This window comes from Marivirga harenae (assembly GCF_030534335.1).
GTDB lineage: Bacteria > Bacteroidota > Bacteroidia > Cytophagales > Cyclobacteriaceae > Marivirga > Marivirga harenae.
Map to the genome: position 1 here is coordinate 2,378,920 of NZ_CP130565.1, position 18,673 is coordinate 2,397,592.

18 protein-coding genes are annotated in these 18,673 nt (G+C 34.7%); all 18 read right to left on the reverse strand.

Annotation, left to right across the window (positions count from 1 at the left end; genetic code table 11):
* Window positions 1–186: 186 nt before the first annotated feature.
* The 18 genes from Q3Y49_RS10265 to Q3Y49_RS10350 all read right to left on the reverse strand — a co-directional run bounded on the left by Q3Y49_RS10265 (window position 187) and on the right by Q3Y49_RS10350 (window position 18,671).
* Window positions 187–1,437 (reverse strand): alpha/beta hydrolase-fold protein, encoded by a 1,251-nt coding sequence (locus tag Q3Y49_RS10265; RefSeq protein ID WP_303268064.1) that lies wholly within the window; start codon window positions 1,435–1,437, stop codon window positions 187–189.
* Window positions 1,438–1,794: 357 nt separating this feature from the next.
* Complete coding sequence (locus Q3Y49_RS10270) at window positions 1,795–2,163, reverse strand: DUF6567 family protein (protein ID WP_303268065.1); 369 nt, start codon at window positions 2,161–2,163, stop codon at window positions 1,795–1,797.
* A 186-nt stretch (window positions 2,164–2,349) separates the two neighbouring features.
* On the reverse strand, window positions 2,350–3,213 hold the full coding sequence (locus Q3Y49_RS10275) for a DUF4249 family protein (RefSeq protein ID WP_303268066.1): 864 nt from the start codon (window positions 3,211–3,213) through the stop codon (window positions 2,350–2,352).
* Complete coding sequence (locus tag Q3Y49_RS10280) at window positions 3,213–5,591, reverse strand: TonB-dependent receptor (protein ID WP_303268067.1); 2,379 nt, start codon at window positions 5,589–5,591, stop codon at window positions 3,213–3,215. The genes Q3Y49_RS10275 and Q3Y49_RS10280 overlap by 1 nt, the downstream gene beginning before the upstream one ends.
* Window positions 5,592–5,660: 69 nt before the next feature.
* Window positions 5,661–6,227, reverse strand: a complete 567-nt coding sequence (locus tag Q3Y49_RS10285) for a hypothetical protein (RefSeq protein WP_303268068.1) — start codon at window positions 6,225–6,227, stop codon at window positions 5,661–5,663.
* A 766-nt stretch (window positions 6,228–6,993) separates the two neighbouring features.
* Window positions 6,994–7,542, reverse strand: coding sequence for a hypothetical protein (locus Q3Y49_RS10290; protein ID WP_303268069.1), 549 nt, complete (start codon window positions 7,540–7,542; stop codon window positions 6,994–6,996).
* A gap of 154 nt (window positions 7,543–7,696) precedes the next feature.
* The gene (locus Q3Y49_RS10295; RefSeq protein ID WP_303268070.1) at window positions 7,697–8,968 is read right to left on the reverse strand and encodes an alpha/beta hydrolase-fold protein; all 1,272 of its coding nucleotides are present in this window, start codon (window positions 8,966–8,968) and stop codon (window positions 7,697–7,699) included.
* A 163-nt stretch (window positions 8,969–9,131) separates the two neighbouring features.
* Window positions 9,132–9,584 (reverse strand): hypothetical protein, encoded by a 453-nt coding sequence (locus Q3Y49_RS10300; protein ID WP_303268071.1) that lies wholly within the window; start codon window positions 9,582–9,584, stop codon window positions 9,132–9,134.
* Window positions 9,585–9,589: 5 nt separating this feature from the next.
* Window positions 9,590–9,988, reverse strand: coding sequence for a hypothetical protein (locus tag Q3Y49_RS10305; RefSeq protein WP_303268072.1), 399 nt, complete (start codon window positions 9,986–9,988; stop codon window positions 9,590–9,592).
* 149 nt (window positions 9,989–10,137) lie between these two features.
* Window positions 10,138–11,442, reverse strand: coding sequence for a serine hydrolase (locus Q3Y49_RS10310; RefSeq protein WP_303268073.1), 1,305 nt, complete (start codon window positions 11,440–11,442; stop codon window positions 10,138–10,140).
* Between the two features lie 146 nt (window positions 11,443–11,588).
* Window positions 11,589–12,074, reverse strand: a complete 486-nt coding sequence (locus Q3Y49_RS10315; protein WP_303268074.1) for an SRPBCC domain-containing protein — start codon at window positions 12,072–12,074, stop codon at window positions 11,589–11,591.
* Between the two features lie 100 nt (window positions 12,075–12,174).
* Complete coding sequence (locus Q3Y49_RS10320; protein WP_303268075.1) at window positions 12,175–12,750, reverse strand: YdeI/OmpD-associated family protein; 576 nt, start codon at window positions 12,748–12,750, stop codon at window positions 12,175–12,177.
* Window positions 12,751–12,780: 30 nt separating this feature from the next.
* A complete protein-coding gene (locus Q3Y49_RS10325) occupies window positions 12,781–13,287 on the reverse strand; it encodes a P-loop nucleotide/nucleoside kinase family protein (RefSeq protein WP_303268076.1) in 507 nt (168 codons plus the stop codon).
* A 45-nt stretch (window positions 13,288–13,332) separates the two neighbouring features.
* Window positions 13,333–13,521 carry a hypothetical protein gene (locus Q3Y49_RS10330; RefSeq protein WP_303268077.1) on the reverse strand — a complete coding sequence of 63 codons (189 nt, stop codon included), beginning with the start codon at window positions 13,519–13,521 and terminating at the stop codon, window positions 13,333–13,335.
* Window positions 13,522–13,684: 163 nt separating this feature from the next.
* Window positions 13,685–15,490 (reverse strand): helix-turn-helix domain-containing protein, encoded by a 1,806-nt coding sequence (locus Q3Y49_RS10335; protein ID WP_303268078.1) that lies wholly within the window; start codon window positions 15,488–15,490, stop codon window positions 13,685–13,687.
* A 491-nt stretch (window positions 15,491–15,981) separates the two neighbouring features.
* Window positions 15,982–16,527 carry a hypothetical protein gene (locus Q3Y49_RS10340; RefSeq protein WP_303268079.1) on the reverse strand — a complete coding sequence of 182 codons (546 nt, stop codon included), beginning with the start codon at window positions 16,525–16,527 and terminating at the stop codon, window positions 15,982–15,984.
* Window positions 16,528–16,539: 12 nt separating this feature from the next.
* A complete protein-coding gene (locus Q3Y49_RS10345) occupies window positions 16,540–17,568 on the reverse strand; it encodes a serine hydrolase domain-containing protein (protein ID WP_303268080.1) in 1,029 nt (342 codons plus the stop codon).
* On the reverse strand, window positions 17,565–18,671 hold the full coding sequence (locus tag Q3Y49_RS10350) for an acyltransferase family protein (RefSeq protein ID WP_303268081.1): 1,107 nt from the start codon (window positions 18,669–18,671) through the stop codon (window positions 17,565–17,567). The genes Q3Y49_RS10345 and Q3Y49_RS10350 overlap by 4 nt, the downstream gene beginning before the upstream one ends.
* Window positions 18,672–18,673: the final 2 nt, after the last annotated feature.

Genomic DNA, 18,673 nt, shown 5'->3' on the forward strand with positions numbered 1-18,673 from the left:
CAATTATTGCCTTTAGCCTCTAGTTATTAGATATAAGCGCAGTGCTCTTTTGGCCTAACGTTCTTGTATATGAAAACTAGCGGATTTTACGCACTATTTTTTCAGTTTCAAATGACCTATAATTTATTGATATTCATTTATTTAAGCGAATAAACTACTATTTTTATATACGTTGTTAGCCTTTCGTTATTTTTTATTTACCGCTTCAATTCTTTCTTTATAGTAATCTTTACCACTTAATTCAAAGGCCTTGTTTAAGTATTTTAAGGCATTCTCTTTGTCGTTTTGAGATTCATAATACTCAGCCATCGAATCATAGGCATTTGCACTATTTGGATTTTGTTTAATGTTCATTTCAAAAAACATGAAAGCTTTTTCAGGCTGTCCCATTTGCATATTCATATAGCCATAGCCATTTAACATTTCGTCTACCATTGGTGCAGTGGGAACACCAAAATGTTCGGTATAGATTTGTTCCTGCTCCTTCAATAGCGAAACCAATTCTTCTATAGGTGTTTCTGGATTATTAAATTTTTGAGGAGATTTGAACTGATACCATTGAAAAAGAAAAATCAGCCCATCTCTTATTGTTGGTAGCGGTACAGTACCATGTAAATCCTCATGATAAACCTTCCATGAAAAGTTTAATTGATTTTGGCTCTTCGCAAGTTGGGAGAATTCTATTATAGAACGTGCAGGCAATGAGAATTCTGAAGTGTCACTCATTACATTATCAATAGTTATACTTTCATTTTGTATATGTAACATCTCTGCAGCAAGTGAAACAAAAAGCGATTTCCCATTGTAATCTTCCGTTTTAAATTTGTCTTTAGCTTGCTTTAATAATTTTTGGTTGTCCCAATCCAAAGTTGGATCTATGGCTATATAATTTTGAAAGAGATGTGCATGGTTAACCAACATATTTATGGTAAACTGCCCTGCATGGGAATGACCAATTAATGTGCGGTAGTTCATGGTTGGATACTTACTATCAATATATGGGATGAGTTCCTCTTCCATAAATTTAGTAAAGGTTTCTGCACCTCCAGTTTCATAATCAAATGCACTCCCGCGTCTCATTTTTAGCTGCGAAGTAGTTAAATCTCTTGTTCGGTTCTTGCGATTAGAAACCCCAACAAGTATCATATGGGGCAGGTAATGCCCCCAGTAATTACCGTAAACAGCTTCCAAAGTGCTTTCTAGTGAAAATCCATCCATTAGATAAATCACGGCATATTTTTCATCATTATCTGGCTGAAAATTATCTGGTAATCTTACCCAAAAGTCACGACTTTCACTCAAAGTTTTAGAAAATATGGAATCGACTATTCGATTTTGAAATTGCTCTGTTTGGGACTCAGTTGTTTGTGCAATTGCAGGTTGATTGACCATTAAAATCGATGCGATAAGTACTAATAAGTAGATGTAATGTTTCATTGATTTCTTTTGAATTTAAATACGTTAAAATAAAAATTATATTGGTTATTAGTTGTTTTTAATGAAGCCTAACAACTCAGTAAATGTAATATAAACATTAACCACAAGTACTTCATCGACTAGGTCTACCGCTATTTAAGGACTTTTTTAGAAGGTTGTTTTTGAATTAATATAAGTCATTAACCTATTTTCCTACTAACGTTCTCTGCTATGAGCAGTAGCGTGGATTTCTACTTAACTTTGCAAGTACTCACCAAGCTGAAAATTCTGCAAGGAATTCCAAACAAGGCGAGAACAAGCAATTACTGCTAGCTATAATAGTTATACTTTCAAACTAAGACATTATCTGTTTACTGGTCAATCTGTAAATTCAACTACGTTGGCACTTACAGTGAGTGTTCGTTTCGTGAAAAATGGAGGAAACCCACCAATATGTTCTTCGGTCACAATATTTATTAAGGCCTTAGAACCAGTCAAATTTGCATCTTTTACCATGGCACTGTAAGCATCTTGGTACAGTCGCCTTTTGTTAAGCCCACCAATGGCCAGAACATATGATACCTCAGAGGTACCGCTTACTTTTTCTACCACACTGAAATTATTACTGCCAAGATGTACCTGGGTAGTGTTTTGGTTCTGGTTCAGCATAAAGGAATGACTGACACCGCACGAGCTAAGGATGAACAACAAAGCTACTGAGGTAAATAGAATTGATCGATTTTTCATGTTTAATTTTTGTTTATTTATTGTTTACTATTGACTAATTGTTTTTAAGTTTAGTATGCTGATAATTCAAATCAATTGAGCTAAAAAAACTGTAATTATTCTGATTTATATATTGCAACCTACTTTTCTATTCATTTTTGAATAGCATTTTTCTACTCGATTGGCAGATGTTAGACTAAAATGCATTTAATCCCCTTTCTTAATCATAATACTTCTCGTTTGTACTGAACTAAACTGAATAAAGCCCAACGGTTTATTTTCAGGATTTGTGAGATTATTAATATTCGTAGAAGGATTCACCGGTGGTGCACTGAATACGCCCCCGTCATTAAAAAGTAGATTGGTGAATTCTAAATAATATTGGTAAACATCTTCTTCTATGGCGTAAAATTCTAAAAAGATTTCATCTTCTTCTTCAAAAGAACCAGGAATGGGCAGTCCTTGAAATTCCTTTCCAAATAACTCAGAAGTCAAAATTGAATTCGAAATATCGTCTCTTGAGTTTTGAAGTGTATCATTTACCGAAATATCTAATTTAAAATACTCCACACCCTCATTATTCAGTTTACCATTTACAAACAGAAAATAACCCTCTTCGAATACTGGCTGTCCCAATTCCATCAGCTCTTGATCAGACAAATAATAAATTGAGTCTACAGTGGGGTTTTCTAAGATTTTTCCTGTTGCTTCCAATAATTCTTCATTCGCTTCTATTTGAATTTTATACGCTGATCCAACATCCAAAGTCAAGGAATCGGGTGTTTGATAGATGCTATCCTGGGTATTATAAAAAAAGCTACTAATCAGATTATCATTTTCATCTAGCAAACTGATGTCAGCATCTGTAACTGGGTTCATTCTACCAGTATCATAATAATTTAAACTTTGCGATACTCTGATTCGCTTAATCGTGTTTTTATCAAGGATTTCGCCTTCAATTACTAACCTGGTGTCAGATTGCTCTAAGTCCAAATCAATAATGTTTTGGCAGCTCCAATTAAGTAGAACTGCAAAAAGTACACTCAATATTTTATTTCTATTTGCTCTCATTAGTTAAAAGAAAAATTATAGGTTACGGAAGGAATAATTCCAAATAATGAAGTTCTCACTGCGGCTGGTCTAGTACTGGTTACTGGTCCATCTTGCGTTGGATCAAACCTTGGATTTTCATTAGTGACTTCTCTAAATTCTATTGAAAAGGGGTTTTGGCGGTTATAAACATTATAAAATGAAAATGTAAGCTCATGATTGTAATGCTTCCACCTGCTATTCAATTCATATGTTAGCCCTAAATCCATGCGGTGAAAGTCAGGCATCCGGCTAGTATTTCTTTTACTATCATCATAAAAAGGAATACTCTGTCCATTCATGTTGTATCTTCCCTCTGGAAATGACACAGCTGCACCTGTTGCATATATCCAATTTCCAGAGAAGGACAAGCGCTCAGAAAACTTATGCGATAGAACTAATGAAATATCGTGCGGCTTATCGTAGCGAGCTAAATAAGGATCTCCGCTTGCAACACCTTCAATTTGTCTTTGAGTTCTTGAAAGAGTATAACTTAACCAACCTGTTGTTTTTCCAATATTTTTCTTCAGCATGAACTCCGCTCCATAGGACCATGCAATTCCATCTGCTACTGCGGTCTCTATTCTGTCATTAAGTAAAACGTCTTCTCCAGGAAGAAAATCTACCACATTTTGAAGCCATTTATAGTACCCTTCCACTGAGATTTCCCATGCATTATCTTTTAGATTTCTGAAATAACCCACCGCGACTTGATCGCCAATTACAGGTTTGATATGATAATCAGCAGGAATCCATCGATCGGTGGGAAAACCGGCAGTTGCGTTTGTTGCCACTTGCAAATATTGACGCATTCTATTGTAAGAAGCTTTCAAACTAGACTTGGAATTAACCATATACCTAATTCCTAATCTCGGTTCAAATCCACCATAATGTTGAACGAGCTGACCTTCGTCAAAAACCTCAGTTCCTATTTGATTCTCTGCACTCTTTCTTAGACCTTCTTCATAAATAGATACCGAATCAGGCCCAATCTTTGCAAATGAGGAATACCGAACACCATATTCCAAACTCAATTTATCATTGATGGTGTGCTGATTACTCACATAAAGTGCTGTTTCTAATGCATAATCATTTTGGAGACTGAAGTCCTGAACATTGAAATCTTCCGATTTGATTTCAGCAGGAGCAAATACATGGTTTATAACATTAGCACCAAAAAACAAGGTGTTATTATTATTTAGAAAATAATCGAAGTCAAGTTTTAGGTTGTACTCTTTTAAGCCTGAATTCCAATTGAAGCCTGATCCCGCAGAACTTATATCGAACCCATAGTCGAAATCACTGTAGAGTAAAGTAGTATTTAGAAATAATTTTTCATTGAAAAGATGATTCCAACGGGTAGAAAAAGTGGCATTGCCCCAGTCAAAACCGAATAAATCTCCAAGACCCAATTTATCGCGACCAAAATAACCAGAAACGAAAATTTTATCCTTATCGCTAAACCTGTAGTTAAATTTCGTATTGAAATCATAGAAATAGAGCGTGCTAGTACTTACGTCTTTATCTGGGTGAAAATTTAGGAATATATCAGCATAAGTTCTCCTTCCCGATAAAAGCAAAGAAGACTTATCTTTTACAACAGGAATTTCAGCTGTCAATCTGCTGCTGATACTACCAATACCTCCAGATGCTTGCAATTTTTGATTATTTCCTTCCCTCATTTGAATGTCTAATATGGAAGAAATTCTACCGCCATATTTTGCAGGGATTCCACCTTTATAAATCTCTACATTCTTTATTGCATCGGGATTGAAAACAGAAAAGAAGCCAAGAAGGTGGCTGGCATTATAGATAGTAGCTTCATCTAATAATATTAAATTTTGGTCAGCACTTCCTCCTCTTACAAACATGCCGGAAGTGCCTTCCCCAGACGTAGAAATGCCCGGTAATAATTGTAGACTTTTAATTATATCGACTTCACCAAGAAGAGCAGGTATTGATTTAATCCTTTGAATTTGAAGTTTTTCAGTACTCATTTTTACTGAACTAACATTTTCATCACTTCGCGTTGCAGACACTACTACTTCTTCCAGTCTTGAAGCTTCCTCTTCCAAACTAAAATTTATTGAAATATCTTCTGTGACGTTTACTGTTACTTCGTTGATTGCATACCCCACATAGCTCGCTTTCAGCGTATACTCTCCTTTAGGTAATTCAAAGGAATAATAACCGTATATATTGGCAGCCATTCCTATACTAGGCTGGTTCTTATCAACCACTGTTGCTCCGATCAATACTTCTCCCGATCTAGCATCTTTCACATATCCACTGATAGTATATATCTGGGCATGCAATTGTGATGTGCAGAAAAGTATCAAAATCAAAATTCTAAATTTCATGTGTTTATTATTTGTTATAAATCTCTCCCTACCTTAGGCAGAAAGTCTTAAGAATAATTATTGCTTATGTTAGAATTTATACCCTATGCGCAAATGCATATTTGGTTCTAGTCCACCTTTGTCTTCAGAATAACCTGCGCGCTTAGCAAATGTGAAACTGTATCCTATTCCGATACCTGCTTCATAATTGAAATGCTCTCCTAAATTTCTTCTAATTCCCCATGTAGGTATAATGGCGAAATCGCTTACCACAGGAGCATCGTCAGTATTAAACAGGGCTAAATCAGGATGATAACTAGTTTTTAAGGCAATAAAATTGCCGCTATTTCCATCAATTCTTTTCGAATTCTTTGCGCGTTTTTTGAGATTGTAATAAAACCTCGGCTCAATAACTATTACAGGGGTGAGGATAAACGGAGAGTTATAATCATCGTAATATGTAGTTTCCCAGATACCAAAATCAAATCCAAGCTCTGTTCTCAGTGCAAAGCTATTTGAAAGTTTCACTTCATTATATGCCCAAATTCCTAAAACTCCAGTTTGTAGTCCGAATGTTGATTGTTCAACGCTAGTATTTTGAGACTTGGCGATTAAAGTTAGTCCGCACAATGTCAAGATTAATAATGTCTTTTTCATAATTCCATTTTTAAATTCCTATTTTCACAAAGTATCTCCAGTTATTCTTATTCTATTTTTATTAAGGAGAAATGAATCATCTAATGATTATTCACTTTGCTTTATCGATTTGATATTGTAAAGATGGGGTGAAAAGGAAGCTGAATCGTCCTAAAATGAAATTCAGTACTTAATAATGATATTTAGTACCTTATGAGATAGGTTAAATTTGATTATTCTTCACGCAGGCTTTGGGTGTCATTGCTTAGGGCTTTTTAAAGAAGTCATTGAATATCGATTTTGAATTAACACCTCGTGCATAGCTATTGCCAAAAAGGTAAGGATGCTTTTGGTAGGATTTAAAGCATCTTCTTTGTAGATCCTCAATCAAAAACTTTTGATGCTATCATTGAATTCTTAGACTTATTCGTTCATTGAGTAACGAAAGAAAGCCCACGACATGGTTTGTTTCTTTACCAACCTTGGCCAAGTGTCATATCCTTGCTAGCTATTTTAGATGCTGTTAATCGTGGAAATACGACTTAAGGCCAAAAATGACATTCTCTTTTAAAGAAAGTTTTAAATTATGTTCACTTATTGAATGGTCATGATGGTTATGATGACACGAGCTGAAAGCTCGTGTCAACTAAGGAGGCCAAGGTTCTGGCTAAAAAGCTTTGCTGTCACACAGGACAGCTAAGTTTTTTTTTACCATAGTTGTCATATATTTCAAAAATTTCCGAATTTGAACACTAGACCAATGTTTAATCCAGATAAATCTCGATTATTAAGGTTTACTAAGGAAGCCTCCGAATACTTGTCGATAAGATACACTTATTGCTGAAATAAAATATTTCGAAAAGTTAAATTCTAAATTAACTCCTGGTTCAAAAATGAATAGGGTAGAGGATTCAATATCAACATTATTTTCTTCAATAGATACATTTCCAGCCATAAGATTGATAGGAATAGAAAAGTGAACAGGACTCACCATATTAAATATATATTCTCCAAAAACTCCTCCAGTGCCATAATTTAAAGTCAAAGAAGTACTTTCATTCCCATTTAAGTTATTTCCTAAGAAGTTGTTTTTACTAACTAAACGCTTTCCAATTCCCCCAAAAGCAAATTTATTATTAATAATAACTCCCCCTTTTCCTCCTATCGTTAGTCCCCAATCGCTGTTGATCTGAGTAGTTTCAATTAGTGGCCCACCATACCTACCAAAGGATAGGTTTTTTTTGCTATCATTTGATGAAAATAAGGTCTTGATTTCTTGCGAAAAACAAAAAGTAGAGGACATCATTAGTGAAATGATTAAAATCTTTTTTTTCATAATATATCTGTTTTTATGTGTTACAACGGCATACTGTATGAGTAGAGGCTGAATGCTGGCTTTTCCGTTTCAAACTACTATACAGTTTGAGCGGGTTACAAACCTTAATATTTACTGCATCAACTTCCATTGCTAATAAAAAGATTAGCCTTAGTTATTTTCTTTTAAGTTCTTCAATTCTTTTCTTGTAGTGATCGTTATCACTTATTTCATCAGCTTTTTGCACATATTTTAAAGCATTCGAAATATCATTTTGAGCTTCATAATAATCAGCCATTGAATCATAAGCATTTGCACTTTTCGGATAGTACTCAATAGCCAATTCGAAATACATTTTCGCTTTTTCAGCTTGTTGCATATCCATATTCATATAACCTGACATAGCTAGGAGTTCCTCAGGGTAAGGCGGTTTGTCATATCCAAAATGTTCATTGAGCTTTTTCTCTCTATATTTTATGATGCTATAAAGTTCTTCCTTTGGGGTGTCAAATGAATTTATTTTATCAGTATTTTCCATTTGATACCATTCAAATAGCGAAATTAACCCGTCCATAATTGAAGGGAAAGGGACTGTGCCATGGATGTCGTTCGGATAAAATTTCCAGTCTAGCGATAAACCCTTCTTAGCATTTTGTTTAGCTATATTTGAGAAGGTAATATTAGACCTTGGGAATAAGGTATAGTCTGTGGTGTCTTGCATTACATTGTCTATCGTTATTTGCGAGTTCTGCATATGTAGTTGTCCACTCAATGATATAAATAAGGCTTTGTTTGTATAATTCTGGTTTGCAAATACGTCTTGAGCCTCTTTCAATAGCTTTTGATTGTCCCAATCTAGACTTGGATCTATGGCTAAATAATTCGAAAATAAATCGGGTTGATTAAGTAGTGTGGAAATCGTAAATAAACCTCCATAGGAATGACCAATCAGGGTTCTGTAATTAGTGACTGGATATTTTCTTTCAATAAAAGGAATTAGCTCTTTCTCAATGAACTTCCTGAAATTGTCTGCCTCTCCGTTTTTTTCATTGAAGGGCATACCATATTTGGTGGTTATGGTGGAAGTAGTGAGGTCTCGAATCCTGTTTTTATCATTAGCAATACCCACAAGTACCATATCGGGTGTAAAACCACCGCTATAATAATTTTGAACATCGTTTACAGTAGGTAGAAATATTTCTCCATCTAAAATAAATGCTACGGGGTATTTTTGATTTTTATCTGCATTATAGTTAGCGGGTATTTGCACATAAAACTTTCTTGACTCATCAAGTATTTCAGAATAGAGGCTATCCGCAACACCCACTTTTTGTAAAAATTGTTGATTTTGATTTATCTGAGCTTGTATGAATTCTTGAAAGAAAACAATGAACCCCATTGTCAATGCTATTTTTAATCCTTTTGTCATTTTATTGCTTTTATTCATTCTTGTTGTCTTTAATTTTGTATAACAGTATAAATATGTGTTTTATACGTTTTGAAGCACTTTTCTGTCCATCGGAGCTAAAGTTCGCCACGGAGAGAAAAACTTGCTGGCAGCCGTTCACCCGTCATAAACTATATGCGTCTTAAGTATAGAAATCATTAAATTAGAGCATCTTTCCAGAGATTTCAGCTTGAGCATCTTTGCTACGACCCATAATTGAACCAATGACCATTCCACCAATTAAACCTATAGAAATCCCTAACGAGCGTTCTATGTTAGATAAAATTGCAACTCCAAATAGTAAACCAAATACTAATCCTAGTCCACCATATAAAGTTGTGTAATACCCTTTTGTAGTTAAGGAAAATGTGTCTTTTAAATATTTTTTAAAATCATTAATCGCTTTCTTGTAATATTTTTTTCTGTTCACAGAGTTCGATTTAAAATTAAGATTATCTAATTCTGTTTCTATAGATTGAATATCATTTTCAGGTAAATCTTTCTTTTGTACACTACTTATAATTTGAATAAATTCTTGGTAAACCTTTTTCTCAGATTTACTATTTGTCTCAGCTTCTAAACTTTCAAAAAAGTTAATTGCATTTTTAAGTGTCATAATTTTTAAGCTTTTTTTTCTATTCTGGATGGATTAGTTATTAAGACATAACCAAATAGTATTGCGAAAACGGAATAGGCTACAGTTAACGAAATAACTATTTCTGAATGGGTATGAATTTTAGTAATTATTTTAATTAGAGCTAATGCTCCAACTGCAAAATGCATGAAATTCCCAATAGCGATAGGCCTATTGTAAATGCCGCCAATTAGAGATCCTTTTGCCATCCAATTCAACATTGTGAATCCGAGATAAAGTGCACCTAATAATTGTAGTGACAAAATTGATATTGGGTTTGGTGTTGCGCTCAGACCTGAGATAATTTCATCAGGTATAAACGTGAAAGTGATTCCTAAAGCACCTAAAAAAATACAACTTGAAATCATTACTATTTTTATGTTCATTCTTTTTATTTTGGAGTGTCAACCGGTTTTGTGTATGATCTTTTTGCGCGTTTAAGCAACTAATTTTGCAAATACCATCCGAATAGAAAATCAGAGTGGATTTTTGAAAGTAGGCTAGAACTAGCACTGAATTATACACTTTGATGCCATTAGTTTGTTTTTACATTTATTTTTTCAATTCTGTTTATCATTTCTTCTGCATTTGTATTTTCAGGATTGAGTTCTAAAGATTTTTGATAGCTTATTTTTGATAATTCAAATTGGTTATTTAGGAAATAACTTTCACCCATACTATCAAATGCATTTGATGAATTTGGGAATTCTGAGATAAGCAATGTGAAAATCCTAATGGCCTCTTCTGTTTGACCTTTCTTTATCAAATCATAGCCAAGTTGGTTTAATTCATTTTCATCCGAAAAATTATATTCCGAAAAATTTTGCTTTTTTAAGTTTTTATAAAGCTGAATTCCCTCACTAGTATTATCATAACATTTTTCTCTAATTGCGAGATAAATAGACTTCTGTGGTATTGAAAAGGAATTGCCTTTTAAAATATTTTCGACTGCATCAGTTATTTCTCGAAGCTTGCGGTTTTTATTATTTGTCATTAAAACGATTGATAAATCTTTTTTCACATTAAAATGGATAAAAGATTCATAATTGAAAGACGATCCATGATGTTGATGAATTAGCAAAGTGTCATTCTCAATTACCCCAATTCCTAAAGCAGAAGAACTTTCCTTAGAATGCGAATCAAATAAAGTAATTAATGATTTATCAGATATAAACTGTCCTGAATGTAAGTTGATTATCCATTTATACATATCATTTGCAGTAGGGTTTACCCAACCAGAGAATTCGATATCCATTTCTCTATCATTTACAAAAGCATTATTAAATGCGGTTACTAAATTAGGGTTTTGAGTATCCGCGTCAATAATAGTATTTGTCATACCGCCAGGAATAAGTAGGTTTTTTTGAATGAAATCATTAAAACTCATTCCAGATACTTGTTCAATAATTCTTCTTTGTAGGAAAACATTATTGTTACTGTACAAGTAATCTGTGCCAGGTTTAAAACTTAGATGTTTAATATTTTTTAATTCGTTATAGATATCATGGTCATTTTTAACATTGTTCCAGTTGATTCTTGGCAGTCCACTAGTATATTGAAGTAGATGCCTAATACTAATGGTATTTGACCATTCTGGTAATTGCAATTCAAAATTTGAGATTTTATCATCCAGATGAAGTAACCCTCTTTCATTTAAAATCATTATCGCAACAGCGTTGAATTCTTTTGCTATAGAACCAATGTTAAATAATGAGTTTCTACTAAGTTTTTTTGATCTAGAGGCATCTGAATATCCAAATTCATTTTGATATATAATATTATTGCCCTTTGCAATAAGAATATTCCCGTTGAATAATCCACGATCAAATGACACTTTCATCAATGTGTCTATTTGGTTTATTGTTGTTTCAGACAAATACTTTGCTGTCGGATTGTTTTTGTTTTGACAGTTTGTGAAAAAGATTATTGATGTTAGAAAAAAGAGAGTTTTTATTTTATTCATTTTGATATTTATTGTTGACAGTATCAATTAGATAAGAGCTCATCGATGCGACAGTAACCCATTTCCATTGCATCACCCATCCCAGTTGCCAAGGCTTCGTCACGTTCCTTTTTAGAACCATATTCAATCAATGTTCTAACGTTGGTACTTTCACCTACTGGTTCAAAAGTTAATGTGACTACAGTACTTTTAGTGATTCCTCCTTTCGAACTTCCAATCTTATGCTGCTCGTCTTGCACTATCTTTTGATGTGTTGCGATTTTACGAAAGGCGCCTGTAATGTCAATTTCTAATCCTTCTACTTCATTTCGAAAAACGTTCCTATAGATACCACCGATTCGAAAATCTATTTCGCATATCGGCATTGACCATCCAGGAGGGCCAAGCATCCATTGACTAACCAAGCTTGTATTGGTGAAAGGTTTCCAGACAGATTCTACTGATGAATCAAATTTCCTTATTACCTCAACCTTTGTTTCAGAAAGGCTTATTACAACCGCTGGTTTCATATTTATCCTCATTTTTATGTTGTGTTAAAATTTCATCTTAGTTTAGTCTCAAGCGCAGTGGCCAAAAGAGTATTTCGTATGCTTATTATTGTAAGCCGTTTTATCTAAACTGTTTTGGTTTCATCTGTACACTCGCGTTTTCAACGATTTCCGAAATTCGTTTATTTCTTGTGTTATCTCTCTTAGCCGAAGCAACCCAGTAGAGAAATCCCTTTTTAGAAGACTTATTTAGACTTTCAAAGTATTGCATTGCTCCTTTCTTTCTTCTTAGTTCTCGTTCTAGGTCTTCAGGTATCTCTAGCCTTTCAACAGTATCTAGAATTGTCCACGAGCCATTTTCTTTTGCGACTTCAATGCTTTTAAAGCCAGCATCTTTCATAAGTCCCTGGTCAATTAAGTTTTTTACTTTATCCTTATTCACTTTTGACCAATTACTTTTCGGCCTTCTTTTACTAAAATATTGTATGAATCGCTCATCATCTATTGTCTTTTTAGTGCTGTCAATCCAACCAAAGCAAAGAGATTCGTCAACAGATTCACTCCAACTGAGATTGAAATTTGGAGTGCTTCTTTTATAAAAAACCAACCAAACGGCATCCTTTTCTTTATGATTCAATTCGAGCCAGTCTCTCCACTCTTCTCTACTACTTGGACAAATTTCTTCCGCTTCTTTCATTCTGAGTTCTCTAATGTTAAGTACTGGCTCTTATTCTTTAGGGTTGGTATCTATTATTACGGCATTCGTTAATTCGCTGTCTGTTGGCTTATGAAATTCCCCTTCCATAAAATCAAACATTCCTGCTGTTACTTCGAATGAGAAAGTTGCACCTCTATTCACGTTTCTATCTAATACTCGTTTTCGTCTAAGTGGATGTTTTGCAGACACATAGTGTAATTGAATCTCTTTACCGTTTTCCTCGGCTAATTGCAGGAATAATTTCCTTTTCTCTCGCTTAGTAAATCCAAGATCAAGTATCACATCACATCCTCGATTAGATATATCTTCTGATAATTCCCATATTAGTTTTTCGCATCTTTCAACTCTTTCCATAATCCATTTTAGATTCATTGACTTAGGAAGATCATCTCCATACAATTTCCACATCCAATTATCTATTCCCAAATGAATTCCTTTAACTTCGTCTGCTAATTTCTTTGAATATGTTGATTTTCCTGCCCCTTGAGGTCCAAAAACAATATGTATTTTACTCATTCAGTTTTTCTTATTATGGTTTTTTCTTCCTGCTTGCACCTAACATCAGGATAACAGAGGCTCTGCTATATCACTTATATCACTAATGTTTTTTGGCAGTTTTACTTCATTGTAAAACCAGATTCCTAAAACTCCGGTTTGTACTCCGAACGTTGATAATTCAACACTTGTGTCTTGAGATTTGGCGAGCAAAAATGGTCCGCGCAAAGTCAAGGTTAATAATGCTGTTTTCATATGCATTTTTTAGAAATTCGATTTCTGCAAAGCACTTCCCGTTATGATTCCTACCTCTGCTTTATCGAATTGATAATACAAAGATGGAGTGAAAAGGAAGACGAATCGTCCTGAAATGTAATTCAGAACTTAAAAGTGATATTAAAACCTGCTTTAAATAGGCTTAATTTTGATTAGCCTTCAGCCAGGCTTTTGGTGACATTCCTTCCTTATTTTTAAAGAAGGTATTGAATACCGATTTAGAATTGAAGCCGCTGTCATAGGCTAGAGCTAAAAGGGTAAAGTGGCTATTTTCAGGATTTAGAGCAAGCGTTTTGAAGTGCTCCAAACGTAAACTATTGATGTATTCGTTGAAGTTTTGGCCGATTCGTTCATTCAGTAACCAAGAAATCTTGTTGCTGTTAATATTCAATTTTTCAGCTAGAGACCGTAAAGATAAAGAGGGGTTTAGAAACCAGTTTTCTTCCTTCATTCCTTTTTCTATAATGCCTAATGCTGTCTTGATTTCAGCATCTGCCATTAAGGCTTTAGTAGAGGTGATTTGTATTTGTATTTCAGAATTAGGCGGCAATAGTTCTACACGGAAAGCAGTTTGTACCAAATCTTGAAATCGCTGATATTGATGTAAAGGTTTAAGCAGCGGAATATTCATAAAGTTTATGATTTGACCGGTACGCATTTTGATGTTTTCTTCCAAAAAGTCCAATGCCATTTCGTGTTTCCCTAAATGGACCATCAAAAACAGTGGCCAGGGGAAAAGTGCTTCCCCAATCTCTTTTTTTATCATTGAACTAGCCCGGCTGATATCAACATTGATCTTATCTTCCGAATTGACCAGTTGGTACAATACTCGGCATTCTTCTGGTCTCTCTGCCAAAGGAGTTTTATCTAAGAAATTATTTAGTTTTTCGTAATCTTTCGTAAGAATTAAGCAGATTTGTTTTAATGCGATAGAATGTGTGAAATCAGGATTGATGCTCAATGAGGTCTCTAAACATTTAAGCGCTTCCGAATAGTCCTCTTTTAGATAGTAAATATTCGCTTTGGTAAAATAATGATTTGGAGACAAAGGGTTGATTCTTAAAATATTATCGGCATGCCATAGAGCTTTTTCGAAATAACCTATTGCCGTGTACAATTCGCATAAGCCTTCTTCTGCTTCCGTATAGGATGGATTAAGTTCTATTGCTTTTTGAAAAATCTTCTGGCCATTAATGAAATCCCAATGACCCCAAAAATGTAGTGTCGCTTGACCAAAATGCCCTGTATAGGATTGTTTATCCAGCTTAAAACCTTTGTTAAGGTTCTCTTCTGACAACTGTAATAATCTTTTATTAGTTGTCCATGATCCATACATGGCATAGCTATACACCAAACCAAAGAAAGGTAAAGCAAATGAGGGGTCTGTTGCTACGCATTGTTCATAGAGCGCTATTGAATTTACCATTCCTTGTCCATCCCACATTAAATGGTAGTAGCGACCTTTAAGATATAGGTCATAGGCTTCCATATTTTTAGTTGGTGCTTCAATTAAATGTTCTTGAATGTTGAGGTGACCAAAGTTTTCTCGGATCTGGTCAGCAATGCTTAAGCTGATTTCATCTTGTACTGCGAATATGTCCTCTAAATCGCGATCGAAATTTTTTGACCAAAAGTGAGTACCGTCATCAGTACTGATCAACTGCGCTGTAATGCGAACCCTGTTTTTGGCTTTCCGTACGCTACCCTCCAAAACGGTACTTACTCCTAACTGATCACCAATGGTTCGTACATCTATATTTTTATTCTTAAATGCAAAGGAAGATGTGCGGGCAATGACCTTCAGGCCTTTAACGGTGGTTAGGGCATTGATTATTTCTTCTGTAATGCCATCGCTAAAGTATTCGTTTTCAGGGTCAGCACTCATGTTAACAAAAGGCAGAACCACAATGGATTTATTGGATGATGATATGGACAGCTGGTCGTTCATCTCCTTCGATTCTTTATCTGGCTTCTGCTAATTGCCATTGGTTTTTTATGATTTTATTTTAATTAGCTATAAGGTTCTTGTATATGAGCAATAGCAGATTTTAATCGGCTACTTTTCAGCTTACAATGTACATTAATTTACTGAAAAATGTTTTGAGTTAACACTCAAATCGCTATTGTATATTCAGCGATTCTTGGCTACTGGCTTTGTAATGGTTTTATTCTTTTTCTTTTGTATCGCGTTTATAGCTTCTTTAAGTTCTTTTTCTCTCTATGTAATGATGATAAAAAGGTCTTCTGTAGGAGTGTCAAATGATTTTATTTTATCTGTATTTGCCATTTGATACCATTCAAAAATTGAAATTATGCTGCCCATAATGGAAGGAAAAGGAATTGTACCATGGATGTCCTTAGGATAAAATTTTCAATCAAAAGATAATCCGTTTTTAGCTGTCTTATTTTTTTATTTTCCTATCCAATATTGACATATGGCTAGAACCTGTATCCCACATTGAATTGAAAAGAAAGGTTAAATCTAAAGGTATCAAACAGCTTTTGACTAGCAAATGCGGCATATGGAATATCGGACTTGTTACTATAGGTGTATAATCCAGTGCTGATATTCGTTCCAAGATACACTTTTTTAAATGCCGTGATTTCAATACCATAGCCCCCGTTTAAAAATAGGTAATTGTAATCGGTAGGGTAGTAGGTGTCGCGAGCACTTTTGATGTATGAAAAGCGAGCTATCAGGTACATATTGAATTTATGCTCAGTTCCATTTGGAAAGTATTTATAGTTAAACTCACCACTCATCAGTTTTTGAGATTTTCGGCTAAAAGGGTTGAAACCTAAACCCAATTCGAGTTGATTTTTTTCTTTGATATAGGTCAGGCTAGGTACAATCCGAATTGGATAGAGTTCACCATTCACACTAGAGTTTAAAGCGAATCCAAAACTTCCTTTGGAGTCACTTGACTGTGCAGTCGTTACAAATGGCAGTAAGTTCATCAGTGTAAAAAGGATAAGGTATTTCATTATTTATTTTTCTTAAAGTCCTTTTTCGAGGGATTTCAAAATTCTGCTGTATACACGTTCAAGTTCAAGCCAGAACCACTCCTTATCACTTGTATTCACGAATTGAATAACTATCGTATCAATATCGCTGTGGTAACGAGCAATACTGGTGTATCCTGGAAGCCATCCTGTATGTTCATATTCATATACAGACGAATAAATAGCTTGTTCCTCATCGCTAAATAAACTTCCATCAATTAAGGCTCTAAGGAATGTACCCACGTCTTCGGCTGTTGCAATCATGGAGCCACCAGGTCTCGTATGATCCCAAGACTTTATGTCGGGTTCCCAGCCTTTTAAGTATCCACTCATGACCTGATTGGAATCAACCTCACTATAGAGGCTATATGTTTCATCTAAATCGAGTGGAATAAGAATCTCATTCCGAATAAATTCATGATGAGAATACCCAAGGGTTCTGTCAAGAATTTCTCCCAACAACAGATAATTGGTATTGGAGTACGCATATTTTTTATTGGGTTTAAAATCCGCAGCTTTATCGTAGATCAATTCGGCTGTGGTCAAATAGCTTTCAGTCGTACCTCCATTGAATCCTGGTTCATAAATGAATTCTGGAATTCCACTACGGTGCGAAATCATCATTCTTAGGGTTATTTGCTCAGCATATTCAATATGTGTGACCACTTCTGGGATAAGATCAACCAATTTTTGCTCTAGATCTAATGCTCCGGAAGCTATTAACTTTGTACATGCTGCAGCAATGTAAAGCTTACTGATACTCCCTATTTTGAATAAATCATGCGGATCAGCTGGTGTTTGTTCTTCTCTATTATTGAAGCCCGCACTGTAAAATGACGACTTTCCTGATTGATTTACATAAACAATCATGCCATCAAACTTACCATCAACGGCTTTTTGCATTTCTTCCTCAATTGATCCTGGTATGTAAAAAAGATCCTTTGAACATCCGCATAGAAAAACAAATACAAGAGTGACTCCTACAATGAGATGTGTTAATGCTCTTAATTGTGAATGTTTCATAACTTCCCTAATCTTATTTCCTTTTCTCCAGCAATTGAATTTTTACGAGAGCTTAACTTTTCTTTCGAGCCAAAAAGTGGTCCAATCCAACTAATCCTTCTTATGAGAAACTCAAAGCTTATAAAGCATCCTGCGAAAGTAGCTAAGATAACTGCAACTAATTTCGCAAAAGGATGAATACCTAATGGGAAAATTACCAAAGAAGCTAGATACAGAAAAAACATATGAATTATGTAGATCGGATAGGCCGCACTGCTTAAATAGGTTAGTGCCTTGCTTGGGTGATTTAAATATTTGTGACCAAATCCGAAGACCGTAAATATCCATAAATTAGATTCCACTGGGATGAGGTAATTCAATAGATCGGTTGTGAATCCTTGTATCCGCAAAAGATATAAGGTAAAAGCAATTGCCAGTGTTACCCATCTTAATTTGGTAACATTCTGCCAGAAATTTTGCCCTGAATAAACACATAAAAACCCAGTCAAAAAAGCAAGCATTCCTAACCAAAAACCATGAGGTGTCATCGCATAAAGCTCGAAGTTTTCAGGTTGTACCAATAGCCCTTCTGCAATAAAGGGAATCATTAAAACTAAGAGCGCTATGGGTTTTGCCATGAATTTATTCAATGCTGAAAATAACTTGCTCTGCTGTTTACTCTTCAAGTAAAAGAACAATGGTGTGAAAATCAGGACATATATAAATATGTTACCCAAAAACCATAGATGAGCAGGATTTAGCATAAAAGATAAGTCCTGATGATAGTAGTATTGCCATAGCCAAACATGTAAAGGAACAATTACAAACATCCCAAAAATGAATGGTAGCAAAATCCGCTTTGATCTTTCTAACAGTAATCCTTTCCAACTGCGTCTTTGAATAGCAAAATAGACGCCCATTCCAGAAACAAAGAATAACAAAGGAATTCTCCAGACATTAAGCATGGACATAGGAGTCCAAATCCATTCTAATGACTTGTCATTCTGAATAAAACCAATAAACACACCCCATGGCTGAAAGCCAATTGCTATATGGTATATTAACAATAAACCAATAGCAATGACCCTTAACCAATCAATATCATATCTTCTTTCTTTTAGCATTT